This window comes from Acidobacteriota bacterium (assembly GCA_039030395.1).
GTDB lineage: Bacteria > Acidobacteriota > Thermoanaerobaculia > Multivoradales > JBCCEF01 > JBCCEF01.
The window spans coordinates 173,678-188,920 of sequence record JBCCEF010000008.1 but is presented as its reverse complement, the minus strand read 5'-3'; the positions used below and the strand labels follow the sequence as shown (position 1 = coordinate 188,920).

The window sequence follows — 15,243 nt, the reverse complement described above, 5'->3', positions numbered from 1 at the left end:
CGTGGGGCTATTTTCCAACATATCCCACCCCTTTTTATATTTTTTTTTTTATTTTCTTTATTTATTTTTTTTTTTTTTTGTCCTCTACCTTCGCCTGGGGTGGGGGGGGCCCGTGTGGCGCGCGCTCCCCCCGGTTTGTGGCCCCGCCCGCGCTGCGTGGGCGGCTAGCGCACCGCCTGCAGAATGACGTCGTAGATGACCTGGGGCACCGCCTCCAGCCCATCTTGCACCCAGATCTGACCCTTGTACTGGAACCAGTTGCCGTGTTCGTCCCGGCTCTTCTGCTGGACGAAATCGAGTTCGATCCAGAGGACCGCCGCTTCGTCGAGGGATCGGGCTTCGCCCTTGTCCAGTTCTCCGTTGTGATTCGCGTCGACCCAGACGCCGAGTTCCTGGAATCGCTCGTCGGAGGCGTCGAGGATGCCATCCCCGTTGCCGCCCATGAAGGGCGCATCGAGGTCCGCCAGCGCCGCGAAGCCATGGGGAGCGGGTCCGCCGGCAACGAGAGGGGTGGAGTCACCGAAGAGTTCTCCGCCGTCGTCGATTCGGCCGTTCTGGTTGCGGTCGAGGAAGAGCCAGCCGTCGCCGGAGCTGGGGTCGGTCCAGGCCACAGACTCCACGATCCCGTCGGCGTTGATGTCGAACAACACGCCATCCTCGAGCGAGGTCAGGTGAAAGCCTCCTCGATCCATGTCGATGACGATCGGTGTGCCGGGGCATTCCGGGTCGCCGTTTTGTTCTTGCTGCGGATTCTGGCCAGAAGGGCCACAGGTGCCGGTGCATTCGCAGGCGGGTGTTCCCGTCCGGCAGCGACACATCCAGCAGTTGGGTGCGACGGAAGTCCAGTTGAAGCAGACCCCGTTGTTGTTGAAGCGACCGGGGCAGTGTCCGTTGCAGACGGTTTGATTGGTGTAGTCGCATTGACTGGGGACAGGCGGTGGTGTGGGATTGTTGGCGCAGGTGACCCGGCAGGATTCAGTGCAGCGCAAGGTGTAGACACACGGGCCGGGGTGAGCGGCGTTGCCACAGCCTCCGAAGATGAGTTGGTAGTCGAAGTCGCCCAGCAGCCTGGCGGGAGACTGAGGTGCGCTGGGGCGACAGGTGGAATTCCCCCAGGAAACGCACTCGCTTCGCATTTCGCTCTTGCAGCGAGCGATATTGAAGCCGAGCATGGTGGTGGTCGTGACGCGGTCTGCGGTCATCTCTTCGATGTAGGTTTGGCCGGCAAGGGCAGGTGTTCCGAGTAGGGCGATGAGCAGTAAGGTGGCGAGTCGAATGAGGTTGCGCTGGAATCGGGGCATCTTCCCTCCATGGTTTTTCTCGTCAGGTGCTTCGATCTAGTGCAAGGAACTGCCCATCAGAGTGCGTCGAGAACGTCGCGGAAGTCCTTCCAGAAAACTTCGAGAACTCTTCGTAATCCCTACCGGGCACCGATGACTCGGCGCGATCGCGATCGCGCCGAGCCCCATGCGTCCGCGCTCTTTCGGGGCTTTCCCCTCTGGTATGCTCGCGCCCTTGCTGTTCATCGCGTAGGTCCTGAAATGAGGGGGTGTTGTGAGCAACGGTTCAAGCCACGGTGCTGAGGGAGCAGAGTCCATTCCGCAGGGCGATATTGAAGTCTCGGTGGTGATGCCTTGCCTCGACGAGGCGGAGGGGGTGGGGGTTTGTGTGGAGAAGGCCCTCGGTGCGATTCGTGCGATGGGGGTGACCGGTGAAGTGGTGGTTTCCGACAACGGTTCGACGGACGGTTCGCCGGAGATCGCCGAGGCGGCCGGTGCGCGGGTGGTGCACGAGGATCGCCAGGGCTACGGTTCGGCCTACTTGAAGGGCTTCGAGTCGGCCCGCGGCCGCTACATGGTGATGGGCGACGCGGACGACACCTACCCGTTCGAGAATCTGGAGCCGTTCATCGAGCCCCTGAAGGAGCGCGGCTACGACCTGGTGATGGGCACGCGGCTGAAGGGTGAGATCCTGCCCGGTGCGATGTCCTGGAGCCACCGCTGGATCGGCAATCCGATCCTCTCCGGCATGTTGAAGCTGCTGTTCCGCACCCGGATATCGGACTCCCATTGCGGCATGCGCTCGTTCACCCGCGAGGCCTACCAGCGCATGGGGTTGCGCACCACCGGCATGGAGTTCGCCTCGGAGATGGTGGTCAACTCGCTGCGCGAACGGCTGAAGATCGAGGAGATCCCCATCACCTACCGGCCGCGCATCGGCGAGTCGAAGCTGGTCGGCATGCGCGACGCCTGGCGCCATGTGCGCTTTATGCTGCTGTTCTCGCCGAGCTATCTGTTCCAGCTTCCGGGCATCCTGCTGATGCTGATCGGCTTGGCGCTGGTGCTGTTGCTGGGTGGCGGGCCGCGGGAGATGTTCGGGGTGACCTGGGACTACCACCCGCTGCTCTTCGGCGTGGCGGCTTCGATCCTCGGCTACAACCTGGTCCTCTTCGACATTCTGGCGAAGGCCTTCTCGATGGGGGCGGGCTTCGCTCGAAAAGGCCAGTGGTTACCGTGGTTCAACAAGCTGTTCACGTTGGAACGCGGACTGATCCTGGGTGGGCTGGTGTTTGGCGCCGGCCTGTGGCTGGAGATCAAGATCGTCCTCGACTGGATCGCTTCCGGCTACGGCGAGTTGATGGCGGTGCGCGGCGTGGTGATCGGCATGGCGGCGATGGTGATCGGTCTCCAGACCTGCTTTGCTTCCTTCATGATCAGCCTGTTGATGATCGAGCGCCGGTAAGGCTCGGCGTCGGCCGGTGAGCGTCGAGCCTCTTGCCGAGGACTCCGGGTCCAGGGGTTGGCGGCGATTCGGGCGCCTGGCGCGCTGGCTGGTGCCCGGTGCCCTGCTCGCGCTCCTGCTGTGGCGCATTCCCCTCGAAGAACTTCTCCTGCATTTGGGCGAAGGGCCGGTCGGGTGGCTGGCCCTGTACGTGGTGGTGCAGGTGGGTGTCACCCTGGTGGCCGATGGGGTGGCGACGCGGGTGGCCCTGCGCCTTCTCGGCATCGAGCGGCCGTTGGGCACGGTGCTGTGGGTACGCGGCGCCTCCTATCTCCTCACGGTGTTGAATTTCTTGCTCGGCCAGGGCGGCATCGGCATCTATTTGCGGCGCACCGGGGTGCCCACCGCCGCGGCCGCCGGCGCGGCGCTGTTTGTGACCGCCGGGTCCCTCGCGACGTTGCTGGCGGTGGGGGTGCTGGCGGTTTTTGGGTGGAATGTGGTGGCCGGTGCCTTCTCCGATGAGATCGCTGGGTTGCTGCCGACGGTGACGGCGTTGGCGGTGCTCGGTGGTTTCGGTGCCGTGGTGCTGGCGCGACCGCCGGCGATCCTGCGGCGCCGGAGCTGGCTGGCCCCCCTGTTCGCGGTGTCCCTGGCGGATCATGGCCGGGCCTTCGCCGCTCGCTTGCCGCACACCCTGCTATTGCTCCTCGGCCATTGGGGCGCCCTGCGGCTGTGGGGGGTGCCGGTGCCTTTCGGGGAAGGCTTGGCCCTCCTGGCGATCGTCCTGCTGATCACTGCCTTGCCCATCGCACCGGCCGGGTTGGGGACCTTCCAGGCGGCGCAGGTTTGGCTGCTGAGCGGCTACGTCGCCGGCGCTGCCGGCGAGGCGAAGATCCTGTCCTTCAGTCTGGTCTATCATGCCCTCGGCCTGGTGACTCAGGCTCTTTTCGGCGCGATTTGCCTCGGTCCCACGCTGCGCGCGATGGCGCCTTCGGCGGCGGAGGGCGACGGCTGATGCGCGTCGGCGTGGTCACCCACTACATGCCGCCCCACCATGGCGGTATCGAGCGCGTCGCCGCCTCGCTCGATGTCGCCTATCGCGAGCGCGGCTGGCAGGTGCGTTGGTTGGCGAGCGACTCGCCGAAGGGCGCCACCGAAGGCGCCAAGGAGGACGCCGACCGACTGCGGGTGCCCACCTGGAACGTGCTGGAAGACCGCCTCGGGGTGCCGGTGCCGCTGTGGGGGCCTACCGGCTGGCGGCGCTTGGCGGAGCTGACCCGCTGGGCCGATGTGCTGCACGTTCACGACTGCCTCTACCCCGGCAGCTACTTTGGGGCGGCGATGGCCCGGCGCCGCGGCGTGCCGGTGTTTCTCACCCAGCACATCGGCTTCGTCAAGTACGGATCCCGCTTGCTCAACGGCATCGAACACGTCGCCTACCGCACCATGGGACGCCGCCTGCTGCGGCGGGTGGACCGCATTGTCCTGGCGACCCCGAGCGCCGAGCTGTGGGTGAACGCCCTTTTGCCGGCGGGAACGCCGCGCCAGAAGATCTACAACGGCATCGACCTCGAACGCTTCCGGCCGCCTTCGGCGGAGGAGCGGCGGCAGGCCCAAGGTCGCCTCGGCCTGCCCGAGGAGGATCGGCGGACGGTGCTGTTCGTCGGCCGGCTGGTGGAGAAGAAGGGGGTGCCGGTGGTGGTGGAGGTCGCCCGGCGGCATCCGGAGATCCGGTTTCTGATGGTCGGCGACGGCCCGCTGGCGGAGCAGGTGTCGGCGGCCGAGGGGCGGATCGAGCATCGCCGTTCGGTGGTGCCGGAGGAGATGCCCTGGATCTACCGTGCGGCGGACGCCTTTTTCCTGCCCTCCCACGGTGAGGGCCTGCCGCTGGTGGTGCAGGAGGCGATGGCCTGCGGCCTGCCGGCGTTGGTCTCCGAGGAAGAGCCCTTCGCCCGCGAGGTGACGGCCGGGGCGGCCGGCGGGTGCCTGGCCGCCGCCCGGACGCCGGAGGCGATGGCCGAGGCGCTGCCGGCGCTGTTCGAAAATGGCCGCGGTGATGCGGCCCGGACCTATGCCGATGCCCGCTGGGGCTTCCCGGCGATGGCGCGGCAGTATGCGGAAGTGGTGGAGGAGCTGGTGAGGAGCACTGAGGATGGCTAGAACCTGGACTGCTGATGACATCGTCGAACTGGATCTCGCCACCTGGGAGAAGCTGCCGCTTCTGGGCTCGCTGCTGGCGGGGGCCGAGGGACCGGCTCTCGATCTCGGTGCCGGCCTCGGCTACTACTCGCGCAAACTCCTCGCCTCCCGGCTGACGCCGACCGTCTCCTGCGACATTGTGCTGTCGTCGCTCTTGGCCGGCGGTCTAACGCCCTGCTGCGGCAGCGCCGACGGACTGCCCTTTCGCGACGGCAGCTTCGGCACGGTGTTGCTGGCCGATGTGCTGGAGCACTGCCCGGACGACGAGGCGGTGCTGGCGGAGGTGTCGCGGGTGTTGAAGCCCGGTGGCCGCCTGGTACTGACGGTACCCTCCCTCGAATGGGGCTTCCCGGACTTCCTCGACCTGATCGGGGTGGAGTCGGTGCATGAGCAGGAGGGGCCGGAGCGCCACTTCACCGCCGGCTACCGGGTGGATGGCCTGACCGCCCGGCTGGAGCGGGCCGGCCTCGAGGTGGGGGAGGTGCGGCAGCTCATGCGCCTGGGGTCCAAGCTGATGCTCGACTCGATCGCCCTGGTCCACCTGTGGCTGGAGCGCGGCATCCGCAAGCGCGATTCCTGGACCTGGGGTGACCTGGTGGCCTCGCCACCGCCGGGCCTCCGGTTCTACGAGAAGGTCTTCCCGCTGGTGCGCGGGGTGCACTGGCTGCTCAGCCGGGTGGGCCCGAAGAAGGGCTTCGAGCTGGCGGCGGTGGCCGTCAAGCGCTGACGTCCTCGCACGCCGCTTCCGCCCTGCTCCAGCGGCCGACGAACTGGAACTCGTTCACGAACCACCGCAGCAGCGGGCGCTCCTCGATGAGGATCTTCGCCCGCCTCTCCTGTTCCTCGAATCCCTCTTCCTCGATCACCGGCAGCCAGTTCCAGCGGCGCTGGTAGTGGTAGAGCGACGGCACGCCGAACTTTCGGTTACCGGCCTCGTCCAGGAGCGCCAGGGTCCACTTGCCGAGGGCGGTGTCGTGGTTGTGGTCCTTCAGCAGAAAGTGGCGCCGGCTGCAGCGCAGTAGGTCGCGCAGGCTCGCCGCCGGATCCGGCGTGTGGTGGAGCACATCGACGGCGTACACCAGATCGAAAGAGCGGTCGTCGAAGGGCAGGCGCTCGCCGTCGTAGAGCTGCGGTTCGATGAAGTGGTGCTCCCGCCGCTGGACGTCCACCGCCACGATCTCTTCGATCAACCCTTCCGCCAGCAGGGAGTGGGCGAACCAGCCGTCGCCGCTGCCGTAGTCGAGGGCTCGCCCCACCGGTGCGATGGGGGCGAGGAGCGCCCGCAGGTGTTCGAGAACCCGCCGCCGGTAGGCGTTCACGGGGCGGCCGCCTGGCCGGCCCGGCGGAGGCCCCGAGCGGCCAATGCACCGCCGCCGGCCGCCGTCAGCAGCAGGGCGATGAGCGGCAGGGCGAAGGGCACCGGCCGCTCCTTCGGCGGCAGCGTCGGCAACCAGAAGGTCCACGGCCGCAGGCGGTAGAACACCTGGTAGCCGCGCATCCACTCCACCGGATCTTCGTCCGGCAGGACGCCGGTGATGTAGTAGGTCTCGGTTTCCGGGTAGGGGGTGGGAGCGAACTGGACAGCCTCCGCCGGCGGTCCCTCGGTGACGATCTGCCAGACCTCGCCGGGCCTCGTCAGCCACGCCGAGACATGAAAGTAGTGGCCGGGCCGGGGCCAGTTGAGCTGGCGGTTCTCGAAGAAGAAGCGTTCGTGGACGACTCCCAACCCCAGAAGCTGTACGCCCAAGCCGGCGGCGATCAGGCCGTAGGCCGCGCCCTTTTTCCAGCCGGCGAGGTCGAGAAAGGCGAGGCCTAAGCTGACGAGCGGCAGCACCACCATCAAGTAGCGCGGCCCCCAGCACCAGTCGCCGTGCCAAAAGGAGAGGAACGCCGTGAACACGAGCTGCATCAGGAAGGTGCCGGCGGCCGCCCAGGCGAGCCACTTCCAGCGGCGCCGCAGGGCGAACCACCCGGCCACCGCCAGCAGCACCACGGGGCTGTAGAGCAGGATGCTCTTGCCAGGCGAAAACAGCAGCCCCAACAGGCCGTCGATGGGCGAGCCGAAGAACGGCGGCTGGTCTCCCAGTTCGTTCAGCCGGTCGAGGAAGAACGGCGTGCCGAAGCGGATGATGTTGTAGTAGAAGGAAAGGCCGATGCCGAGGGGCGCCCCCAGCAGGAAGACCGCCGGGATCGCCCAGCGGGGCGTTCGTCGCTCCGCCGTCGCCGCCGGCGGGGACAGGCCGGCGAGGGCGAGGGTGGGCACCAGCAGCACGAAGTTCGGCTGGTGGTTGATCAACACCGCCAGCGCCAGGCAGCCGCCGACGGCCAGCAGCACGGATCGCTGGCGGGCGGCGCGGAACACCAGCCAGGCCGCCAACAGCACCCAGAATCCCTGCTGCACCTGGTCGAGCACGGTGGTGGAGGCGGGCCAGGCGAGGGTGGCGAAGGCGTGGACGGCGCTCCAGCCGGCGGCCCTGCGGAGCGGTACTCCGAGATCCGTCCAGAACAACACCAGCAGGGCGGCGAGGCCGGCGCCGAAGAAGGCGGTGGTCAGGGAGAAGAGGAAGCGGCGCTTCTCCGCCTGCGGATCGTCGAACTGGCCCCCCAGCCACACCAGCGGATAGGCGGCCAGGGAGGGGGAGGCATTGTAGAAAGAGTAGCGCTTGCCCTCGAGCCCCGGTACGCCACCGCCGGCGAGCCAGGGGTCGCGCAGCACCGGTTCGCCGAAGCTCACCAGGTTCTGGGTGACCTCGTAGCGGGTCTGGCCATCGATGGAGTCGATGCGGCCCGGCGCCGACAGGATGTAGACCGCCAGGGTGAAGACGAAGAAGCCGAGGACGGTCTGGGCGCGGGCGGACATGGCGGAAAACCCGCAGACCCTACCACGCGCATCTGGTTCGCTAGGTCGCCTCGCCGAAAATCTCCCACAGCGCTTCGGCGCGGAAGCGGAAGATCTCGCGCACGTCCCGGCCCACCATCAGCGGATGGGCGATCCATCCGCACAGCATGCGGTAGTTCACTTTGTCGATGACCCGCGTGCCGTCACCCTGCGGTGCGAAGGTGTGTTCGTGGTGCCAAAGCTGATAGGGACCACGGATCTGCTCGTCGATGAAGCGGTGCGGTGGCTCCCAGGCGAGGATGCGGGTGCGCCAGCCTACCGGGATGCCGCGCAGGCGCAGCCGGTAGTCGATCAGCGTGCCTGCGGCCATCTCGATCGGCTTCGGCGTGATCACCCGAAAGCGCAGCAGCGGCGGGGTGAGGCGCTCTAGGTTGTGGGCGTCGGCATAGAACGGAAACAGTTCCTCCGGGGCTCGCGGCAGCCACTGCTCGGTTTCCAGAGTGTAGGTGCCGCCGCGGCGGGAGATGTCGATCTGCGGGGGGTCGAAGGGCATACCGCGCGACTCCTTGGAAAGGCGGGCTAGGGGTAGTAGCCCTTCAACGTCTTGGCTTCGGCGCCGGGCACGTCGACGTCGAGCCTGACGCTGCGGAAGTCGTCGCTCTCGCTCGAATTGCTCGACTGGTAGGCGATCAGGTACTTCGAGCGCAGCTCCGCTTCGATGCCGGCGTAGATGCCTTCGAGCTGGGCGACGCTGTCGATCAGAAAGGACCGCCCGCCGGTGGCTTCGGCGATCTTCGATAGCTTTTTGTGGGCCGCATCGTCGCGCAGGGCAATGGTGTAGAGGCTCACCCCGGCGCGGCGGGCGAACTCCAGGGTGTCCTCGAAGGAGAAGCGGCTTGCCTCGTCCTTGCCGTCGGACAGCACAATCAAGGCGCGCTGGCCGCGGATGCCGTTGAAGTAATACAGGCTGAAGATCACGCTGTCGTAGAGGGCGGTGCCGCGCTCGGCCTTCAACCCCGCCAGGCCGCCTGCCAGCTCGTCCACCTCGTTGGTGAACTTCACCCGCAGCTCCGGCCGGTCGTTGAAGGTGATGAAGGCCGCCCGGTCTTTCGGTTCGAGGGTTTGTTGGAAAAAGCCGAGGGCGGCATCCTGGGCGTCCCCCAGGCTCTCCTCCATGGACTGCGAGATGTCGAGCAGAATGGCCGCGTGGATCGGCAGGTTGCGCACCCGCTCGAAGCGGGCGATCTGCTGCGCCACGCCGTCTTCGCTCACCCGGAACTGCTCCTTCGTGAGGCCCTCGATCGGGCGGTCGTTGCGGTCGACGACGGTGGTGTACAGCTCGACGAACTGAACATCGACTTCCTCCAGGTATTCCGGCGCGTTGACAAACACCAGATCCTCCGTCAAATTGCCGTCGGGGAGGAAGGCGACGGCGCGCACGTAGGCCAGCTCGGCTTCGCTCGGCAGCACCACCGGCAGTTCCCAGGGCTCCTGGTAGAGGGTCGCCAGGCGCGTCTCGTTGAGGTAGAACTCCACCCGTTCCGGTTCACTGCCCTCCGGCGTGTCGATCTGCGCCACCGCCCGCAGGCTTTGGGCGTAGGTCTTGCCCTTGCGCGGCTCGACCAGCTCCACGGCGAAGCGGTTGTCGTTGGCGTTGATCAGGATCTCATCGCGCGCCAGCTCTGCGCCGTCGGGGCCGTAGCCGATGGCCGCCAGGGTGCGGGCGCGGGGCAGTTCGCCGAGGTCGAGATCCACACTGAAGGGCGGCCGCCGCTTTTGCAGCACCACCTTGTCGTCGAGGCTGAAGTGGACCGAGGAAAAGTCCTCGCCGGTGGCCAGGGTGTCGAAGCGCACGTAGCCGGTGATCAGATTTCCCTGCGGCGGCACTAGCTTGAGGGTGGTTTCCCCGGCGGCGATGGCGGCGTTCGCTTCGGCCAGCAGGCGGGCCGTCTCCGGATCGCTCGGCGGCGGCGGCGGCAGGGCTTTGTCGATGCGGGGCACGGAGATCTCCTGCTCCGTGCGGAAGAACTTCTTGCCGTTGACGTCCTCCAACTTGAGGATCATTTGGTACTCGCCGGGGCGCAGGAAGCGCTCCAGCACCATCGAAATGGACTCACCGGGTACCTGGCCCTCGGGAAAGTCGAACTTGTAGCGGAAGTTGTCGAACAACTCGTCGTCGCGTAGCACCTCGCCGGTCACCACGAAGTTGTAGGACCGGTAGTCCGCCAGCTCCGCTTGGACGGCCGCCTCCCGCGGCACCGTCAACTGGGTCTGCACGGCGGTGCGGCTCTGGCGCCGGCCGGGGTAGTCGAAATTGAGGCTGACGGGGATGGCCTCTGCGTCCGCCGGCAATTCCGTCGAGTAGGTGTTGAAGGTGGCGATCCACTCGCCGGACGGGCCGGTGGAATCCACCATCACCTGCCGGGTGAGCTGTTCGAAGCCGATGGGGTCGTTCAGGGCGAAGGCGATGGCCGCCACCAGGACCTCGCCGTCGCGGCACTTCTGCTCGATGTCGCGCAGGCCCTGGAGGTCGCCGCCGGAGACGGAGATGCGGTCGATCAGTTCGTCGAGGCCATCGAAGCGGCCGCGCCACAAGCGGTACTTGGACAGGCCGCCGACCCGGTAGAAGATCAAGAACACCCGCCGCCGGGCCTGATCGCTGGTGTCGTAGAACCACACCTCTAGGGGATAGATTCCAGAGCAGCGAAACTGGATCAGGCTGTCCGGAAAGCCATTCAGCAACAACACCCGGGCGCGGTCCGTATCCAGGCTCTCGAAGCGGCCTCTGGCCTCCTGGACGCGCCGCTTCCAGCTCTCGTAGTACTCGTTCCGGGAGGTCTTGGGGTAGCGGTCGCGGATGCGCCAGAAGCGCTTGATGAAAGCGTCCCGCTGGTAGTCCTCGCCGATCTCGAAGAAGGCCTTCAGCTCGTCTTCGGTGATGATCAGCTCGACTTCCTTGAGCCAGGCCTGGTACTCCGCAGGCAGTTGGGCGATCACCTCGGCGGTGCTCTTGCGGTAGAGGCCCTCGGAGTTCTTGTAGCCCTTGGCGGCGGCCAGTTCGGACGCGACGAAGAGAAGGCAGCACAGGATGAGGAGGCAATGGGTGAGTTTTCTCATAGATGATTTCTCCTAGTGCGCTTGAGGAAGCCGCCGCTTTGTTCCCCGAATCATACGCTCGCGGGCCTCTGCGAATAGAATACGTCTCCCATGAGCGACGAGTTCGTCTACTTCGACCACAATGCCACCACTTCGCTGGATCCCCAGGTTTTGGAGGCAATGCTGCCCTGGCTGGCCGGTCAGCACGGCAATACCCTATCCGTCCATCGCGCCGGCCGGGCGGCGCGGGAAGCGGTGGAAGCCGCCCGCGACCAGGTCGCCAGCCTGCTGGGCGCCGATTCCCTGGAGGTGGTGTTCACCGCCTCCGGCACCGAGGCGAACAACGCCGTGATGTTCAGCGTCGGTCTCGAGCACGAGCACCGCGGCCGGCTGGTGATCGCCACCCTCGAACATCCTTCCATCCGCGCCGCCGCCGAGCGGTTGGAGGCGCAGGGCATGGAAGTGGTGCGGGTGCCGCCGGGGCGCGACGGCGTGGTACCGGCGGAGGCGGTGGTCGCCGCCCTCGATGACTCCACCCGCTTGGTCTGCATGATGCTTGCCCACAACGAACTGGGCACCCTGCAGCCGGTGGCCGAGGTCGCCGCCGTGTGCCGGGATCGCGGCATTCCGGTGCTGTGCGATGCGGTGCAGGCGGTGGGCAAGGTGCCGGTGCGGGTGAAGGATCTCGGGGTTGACTTCCTCACCCTGGGCGGCCACAAGTTCCACGGTCCGTTGGGCGTCGCCGCCCTGTGGATCCGTTCCGGGACGGAACTGGCCCCCCTGTTGGTCGGTGGTGGCCAGGAGCGCCGCCGCCGGGCGAGCACCCTGAACGTGCCGGCCATCGTCGGCCTGGGGGTGGCCTCTGCGCGCGCCGGTGCCGGGCTGCCGGAGCGCTACCGTCACCTGGCGGCGCTGCGCGATCAGTTCGAAGCCGGGCTGGGGGAGATTGGCGACACGGTGGTCCACGGCGCCACCGCGGCGCGCCTGCCGAACACTTCCCTCGTCTCCTTCGTGGGCGCCGAGGCCCAGGCCTTGATGATCCGTCTCGACCTGGCCGGCTTCGGCGTGTCCACCGGTTCCGCCTGTTCCTCCGGCGCCGTCGAGCCGAACAAGACCCTCCTCGCCATGGGGGCGTCCCAGGCGGAGGCGGTGTCGGCCCTGCGGGTGAGCTTCGGCGTGCCCAACACGCCGGAGGAAGTGGCCGCCTTCCTCGCCGCCCTCGAATCCGTGGTGCCGGACCTGCGCTCCGCGGTGCCCGCCGGGAGGGCCTCGGGGTGAGCGATTCGCTGACCGCCGTGGCGATGAGCGGTGGCCTAGACTCCTCCGTCGCCGCCCTGCTTCTGGCTCGCCGGGGGCAGCCGGTAGTGGGCCTCTCCATGCTGCTGTGGGACCGCAGCGAGGAGTCCGCCAACGGTCGCTGCTGCGGCGCCCTCGACCTGGGCGACGCGCGGCGGGTGGCCGAGCAGGTGGGCATTCCCCACTACACCCTGCGGATGGACGACGAGTTCCGCGAAACGGTGGTCGATCCCTTCGTCGACGACTACCTGGCCGGCCGCACCCCCAGCCCGTGCGTGCGCTGCAACACCTGGGTGAAGTTCGATCGCCTGTTGGAGCGCGCCCGCACCTTCGGCGCCGAGCGGGTGGCGACGGGGCACTACGCGCGGCTTCTGGACGGCCCGGAGGGGCGCGAACTGCACACCGCCCTCGATCCGGCCAAGGACCAGAGCTACTTCCTCTTCGAGCTCGACCAGCGGCAGCTCGCCGCCTCGGAATTCCCCTTGGGCGAGATGGACAAGGACGCCGTGCGGGAACTGGCCCGCGAGGCCCGTCTGGTGGTGGCCGAGAAGGGCGAGAGCATGGAGATTTGTTTCGTCGCCGGCAGCGTGCGGGAGTTCGTCGAGCGGGAAATGGAAGAGCGGAAAGAGCGCGTCGCGGTGGGCGGCGGCCTGCCGATCGTCAACGCCGCCGGCCGGGTCGAAACCGGTCAACCGGCCACCCTGGTGGACCGCGCCGGCACGGCGCTCGGTCAGGGCGAACCCTACTATCGCTACACCGTCGGCCAGCGCCGCGGTTTGGGGATCGCCTCGGACCGTCGCCTGTATGTGCTCGAAATCGATGCCGCCGGCAACCGCGTGGTGGTCGGCGACGACGAGGAATTGCAGGCTCCCGGCCTCGAGGGCGAGCGCCTGCACTGGATCTCCCCGCCGGACCTCTCCTCCGGCTCGGCCGGGGCCACCATCCGCATCCGCTCCCGCCACTCAGGGGTCGACGGGCGAATCACCCCGCTCGCCGGCGACCGCGTGCGGGTGGAATTCGCCGAGCCCCAGCGCGGCGTGGCGCCGGGCCAGGCGGCGGTGTTCTACCGCGGCACCCAGGTGCTGGGCGGCTGCTGGATCGATCGCGCGCTCGGCTGATTGCCCTTCTCACCCCTTCGGCGGCCCGCCGAGCACCACCACGATCTCTCCTTTGACGGCGGGCTTTTCTTCGAGCTGTGCGATGACCTCGGTGATCGATCCCCGCAGCACTTCCTCGTGGATCTTGGTCAACTCTCGGGCCACCGCCAAGGGCCGGTCGCCGCAGGCTTCCCGGGCGTCGGCGAGGGAGGCGAGGAGTCGGCGGGGGGATTCGAACAGGATGACCGTGTGGCCGAGGGAGCCCACTTCGCGGTAGAAGGTCTGGCGCTTGCCGCTCTTCCGGGGCGGAAAGCCGGCGAAGGTGAAGGGCAGCGGCGGCAGGGCCGAGGCGACCAGCGCGGTGAGTACCGCCGAGGGTCCCGGCAGGGGCTCGATGCGGATGCCTTCCGCCGCCGCCTCGCGCACTAGCACGAACCCCGGATCGGACAGCAGCGGCGTGCCGGCATCGCTCGCCAGGGCGATGGTGGCACCGCCTTTCAGCTCGTCGAGCAGCCGGGGTAGACGCTGCCGTTCGTTGTGCTCGTGCAGCGAGAGCAACGGGCGCTTGAGGCCGAGGTTGGCGAGCAGGCTGCCGGTGCGGCGGGTGTCCTCGCAGGCCACCAAATCCGCCGCCTCGAAGGCGGCGCGGGCGCGCGGCGAGAGGTCGTCGAGGTGGCCGATGGGGGTAGGCACGACGAGGAGCCGTCCGGCGGTGGATCTCTCCCTCGGTGTGTCGGTCATGGGGGCTGATCGTAGCAGGCGCCACGGCGACTCCTGCTAGCATGCGATCCATGCGCAATGCACTGCCACGCCGCGTGTTCCCGTTCCTTTTCGGCGCCTTGCTGACGGGGCTTTTCCCCCTGCTCTCCGGCTCGCTTCTGGTCGCTCAAGAACCTCCCGAGCTGGTCGACCGGGTGGTGGCGGTGGTTTCCGATGAGCCTATCCTCATCTCCGAGATCGAAGAGCTGATCAGTCTCGGCTTGGCGGAGCGGCAGCCCGGCGAAAGCGAAGATTCCTTTCGCCGGCGGGTGCTCGAGAATCTGATCGATCAGCGGGTGCGGCTGCAGGCGGTGGAGCGCTTCGGTTTCGAGCAGGCGCCGGTGTCCCTGATCGAGGATCGGGTGCAGGAGATCCAGAACCGTTTCGGCAACGAGGAGGAGTTCCTCCAGCGGATGCGGCGGGTGAACTTCACCGAGGCCGAGCTGCGTCAGCTCGTCGCCCGCCAGCTTTCGGTGTTGACCTATGTGGAGGAGCGGCTGGGCGCCCGGGTGTTCGTGGATCTCGACGAGATCCGCGCCTACTACGACAACGAGTTCGCGCCGGCCTTGGCCGCCCAGGGCGAAGAGGTGCCGCCCCTGGACGAAGTGCGCGAGCGCCTGCGCGCGCTGATCCGGGAGATCCGTCTCAACGAGGAGATCGAGCGCTGGACCAGCGACCTGCGCAACGAGGCGGACATCTCCGTCTTCTTCGATGAGCCGAGAGTCTTGCCGCGGGTGGTCGGCCGGGTGGAAGAGGCCGCCGAGCCGTAGCTGGCGTTCCTCGATCGCTGAGCGTTCCGCTGTAGTGGAGCTTGTCTTCTCCAAAACATCTAATTATTCGAACATATGGATGTTATGGTGAATCCACCTTGAACTCGGTGAACCGAGGGCGCCGCTCGGGCGCCGGCTGGACTCGCCGAACTCGATGTGGAGGTGGATCGATGTCCGCAACCTTCGTAGATCGCAAACGCTGGATCGCCGGTGTCCTGCTCGTCGCCATGGCGCTGGTCGGCACCTTGGTCAGCCTGTCCTGGGCCGAGGATGCGAACGCCCTGCCTTGCCGCGAGTCTGATCGGACGTACTACAGCAGCGCCGCCAAGACCACCATTGTCGGCGAGGTGATCGTTACCTGTTGGGGTGTTTTCCGCTGGGGAACGACGTCTCCGTACTCGGACTACTACCCCGGCGAAACCTGCCCGGGCTGCGGTGGCGGCTGGTAGGCGTTTTCTCGGGGTGG

At 67.3% G+C, this 15,243-nt stretch carries 14 protein-coding genes; 8 read left to right on the top strand and 6 right to left on the bottom strand.

The genetic code is table 11. The annotated features are described in order from the left end of the window. Window positions 1–164 precede the first annotated feature (164 nt). Complete coding sequence (locus tag AAF481_10550; protein ID MEM7481602.1) at window positions 165–1,301, bottom strand: hypothetical protein; 1,137 nt, start codon at window positions 1,299–1,301, stop codon at window positions 165–167. Window positions 1,302–1,554: 253 nt separating this feature from the next. Here AAF481_10550 and AAF481_10545 point away from each other — a divergent pair, with 253 nt between their 5' ends. From AAF481_10545 to AAF481_10530, 4 genes are read left to right on the top strand one after another with little or no spacing between them, the layout of a single operon-like run. Further along, complete coding sequence (locus AAF481_10545; protein ID MEM7481601.1) at window positions 1,555–2,742, top strand: glycosyltransferase family 2 protein; 1,188 nt, start codon at window positions 1,555–1,557, stop codon at window positions 2,740–2,742. A 16-nt stretch (window positions 2,743–2,758) separates the two neighbouring features. Then, window positions 2,759–3,736 carry a lysylphosphatidylglycerol synthase domain-containing protein gene (locus tag AAF481_10540; GenBank protein MEM7481600.1) on the top strand — a complete coding sequence of 326 codons (978 nt, stop codon included), beginning with the start codon at window positions 2,759–2,761 and terminating at the stop codon, window positions 3,734–3,736. Continuing rightward, complete coding sequence (locus tag AAF481_10535; protein ID MEM7481599.1) at window positions 3,736–4,881, top strand: glycosyltransferase family 4 protein; 1,146 nt, start codon at window positions 3,736–3,738, stop codon at window positions 4,879–4,881. Before AAF481_10540 ends, AAF481_10535 begins: the two co-directional genes overlap by 1 nt. Then, the gene (locus tag AAF481_10530) at window positions 4,874–5,647 is read left to right on the top strand and encodes a class I SAM-dependent methyltransferase (protein ID MEM7481598.1); all 774 of its coding nucleotides are present in this window, start codon (window positions 4,874–4,876) and stop codon (window positions 5,645–5,647) included. The genes AAF481_10535 and AAF481_10530 overlap by 8 nt, the downstream gene beginning before the upstream one ends. On the opposite strand, the gene AAF481_10525 is transcribed toward AAF481_10530, so the two are convergent. The 4 genes from AAF481_10525 to AAF481_10510 are packed head-to-tail and all read right to left on the bottom strand — an operon-like array spanning window position 5,637 to window position 10,876. Next, window positions 5,637–6,239 carry a class I SAM-dependent methyltransferase gene (locus AAF481_10525; GenBank protein MEM7481597.1) on the bottom strand — a complete coding sequence of 201 codons (603 nt, stop codon included), beginning with the start codon at window positions 6,237–6,239 and terminating at the stop codon, window positions 5,637–5,639. The two genes, AAF481_10530 and AAF481_10525, sit on opposite strands and share 11 nt — an antisense overlap. After that, on the bottom strand, window positions 6,236–7,780 hold the full coding sequence (locus tag AAF481_10520) for a hypothetical protein (protein ID MEM7481596.1): 1,545 nt from the start codon (window positions 7,778–7,780) through the stop codon (window positions 6,236–6,238). Before AAF481_10520 ends, AAF481_10525 begins: the two co-directional genes overlap by 4 nt. A 40-nt stretch (window positions 7,781–7,820) precedes the next feature. Then, window positions 7,821–8,312: an SRPBCC family protein gene (locus AAF481_10515; protein MEM7481595.1), complete on the bottom strand. Its 492-nt coding sequence runs from the start codon at window positions 8,310–8,312 to the stop codon at window positions 7,821–7,823. A 26-nt stretch (window positions 8,313–8,338) separates the two neighbouring features. Beyond that, window positions 8,339–10,876 carry a VWA domain-containing protein gene (locus AAF481_10510; GenBank protein MEM7481594.1) on the bottom strand — a complete coding sequence of 846 codons (2,538 nt, stop codon included), beginning with the start codon at window positions 10,874–10,876 and terminating at the stop codon, window positions 8,339–8,341. Between the two features lie 90 nt (window positions 10,877–10,966). Here AAF481_10510 and AAF481_10505 point away from each other — a divergent pair, with 90 nt between their 5' ends. Continuing rightward, on the top strand, window positions 10,967–12,133 hold the full coding sequence (locus tag AAF481_10505) for a cysteine desulfurase family protein (protein MEM7481593.1): 1,167 nt from the start codon (window positions 10,967–10,969) through the stop codon (window positions 12,131–12,133). Between the two features lie 23 nt (window positions 12,134–12,156). Continuing rightward, complete coding sequence (gene mnmA, locus AAF481_10500) at window positions 12,157–13,269, top strand: tRNA 2-thiouridine(34) synthase MnmA (GenBank protein MEM7481592.1); 1,113 nt, start codon at window positions 12,157–12,159, stop codon at window positions 13,267–13,269. Window positions 13,270–13,278: 9 nt separating this feature from the next. On the opposite strand, the gene rsmI is transcribed toward mnmA, so the two are convergent. After that, on the bottom strand, window positions 13,279–13,989 hold the full coding sequence (gene rsmI, locus AAF481_10495) for a 16S rRNA (cytidine(1402)-2'-O)-methyltransferase (GenBank protein ID MEM7481591.1): 711 nt from the start codon (window positions 13,987–13,989) through the stop codon (window positions 13,279–13,281). 50 nt (window positions 13,990–14,039) lie between these two features. On the opposite strand from rsmI, the gene AAF481_10490 reads away from it, so the two are divergent. Further along, on the top strand, window positions 14,040–14,777 hold the full coding sequence (locus tag AAF481_10490) for a hypothetical protein (protein ID MEM7481590.1): 738 nt from the start codon (window positions 14,040–14,042) through the stop codon (window positions 14,775–14,777). 170 nt (window positions 14,778–14,947) lie between these two features. After that, window positions 14,948–15,226, top strand: a complete 279-nt coding sequence (locus AAF481_10485) for a hypothetical protein (protein ID MEM7481589.1) — start codon at window positions 14,948–14,950, stop codon at window positions 15,224–15,226. The last annotated feature ends 17 nt before the right edge of the window (window positions 15,227–15,243 follow it).

Coding starts and splice junctions, on each gene's coding strand:
- AAF481_10485 (MEM7481589.1), top strand. CDS start 14,948: ATGTCCGCAACCTTCGTAGATCGCAAACGCTGGATCGCCGGTGTCCTG.
- AAF481_10535 (MEM7481599.1), top strand. CDS start 3,736: ATGCGCGTCGGCGTGGTCACCCACTACATGCCGCCCCACCATGGCGGT.
- AAF481_10505 (MEM7481593.1), top strand. CDS start 10,967: ATGAGCGACGAGTTCGTCTACTTCGACCACAATGCCACCACTTCGCTG.
- AAF481_10515 (MEM7481595.1), bottom strand. CDS start 8,312: ATGCCCTTCGACCCCCCGCAGATCGACATCTCCCGCCGCGGCGGCACC.
- AAF481_10510 (MEM7481594.1), bottom strand. CDS start 10,876: ATGAGAAAACTCACCCATTGCCTCCTCATCCTGTGCTGCCTTCTCTTC.
- AAF481_10550 (MEM7481602.1), bottom strand. CDS start 1,301: ATGCCCCGATTCCAGCGCAACCTCATTCGACTCGCCACCTTACTGCTC.
- AAF481_10530 (MEM7481598.1), top strand. CDS start 4,874: ATGGCTAGAACCTGGACTGCTGATGACATCGTCGAACTGGATCTCGCC.
- AAF481_10490 (MEM7481590.1), top strand. CDS start 14,040: ATGCGCAATGCACTGCCACGCCGCGTGTTCCCGTTCCTTTTCGGCGCC.
- AAF481_10520 (MEM7481596.1), bottom strand. CDS start 7,780: ATGTCCGCCCGCGCCCAGACCGTCCTCGGCTTCTTCGTCTTCACCCTG.
- mnmA (MEM7481592.1), top strand. CDS start 12,157: ATGAGCGGTGGCCTAGACTCCTCCGTCGCCGCCCTGCTTCTGGCTCGC.
- rsmI (MEM7481591.1), bottom strand. CDS start 13,989: ATGACCGACACACCGAGGGAGAGATCCACCGCCGGACGGCTCCTCGTC.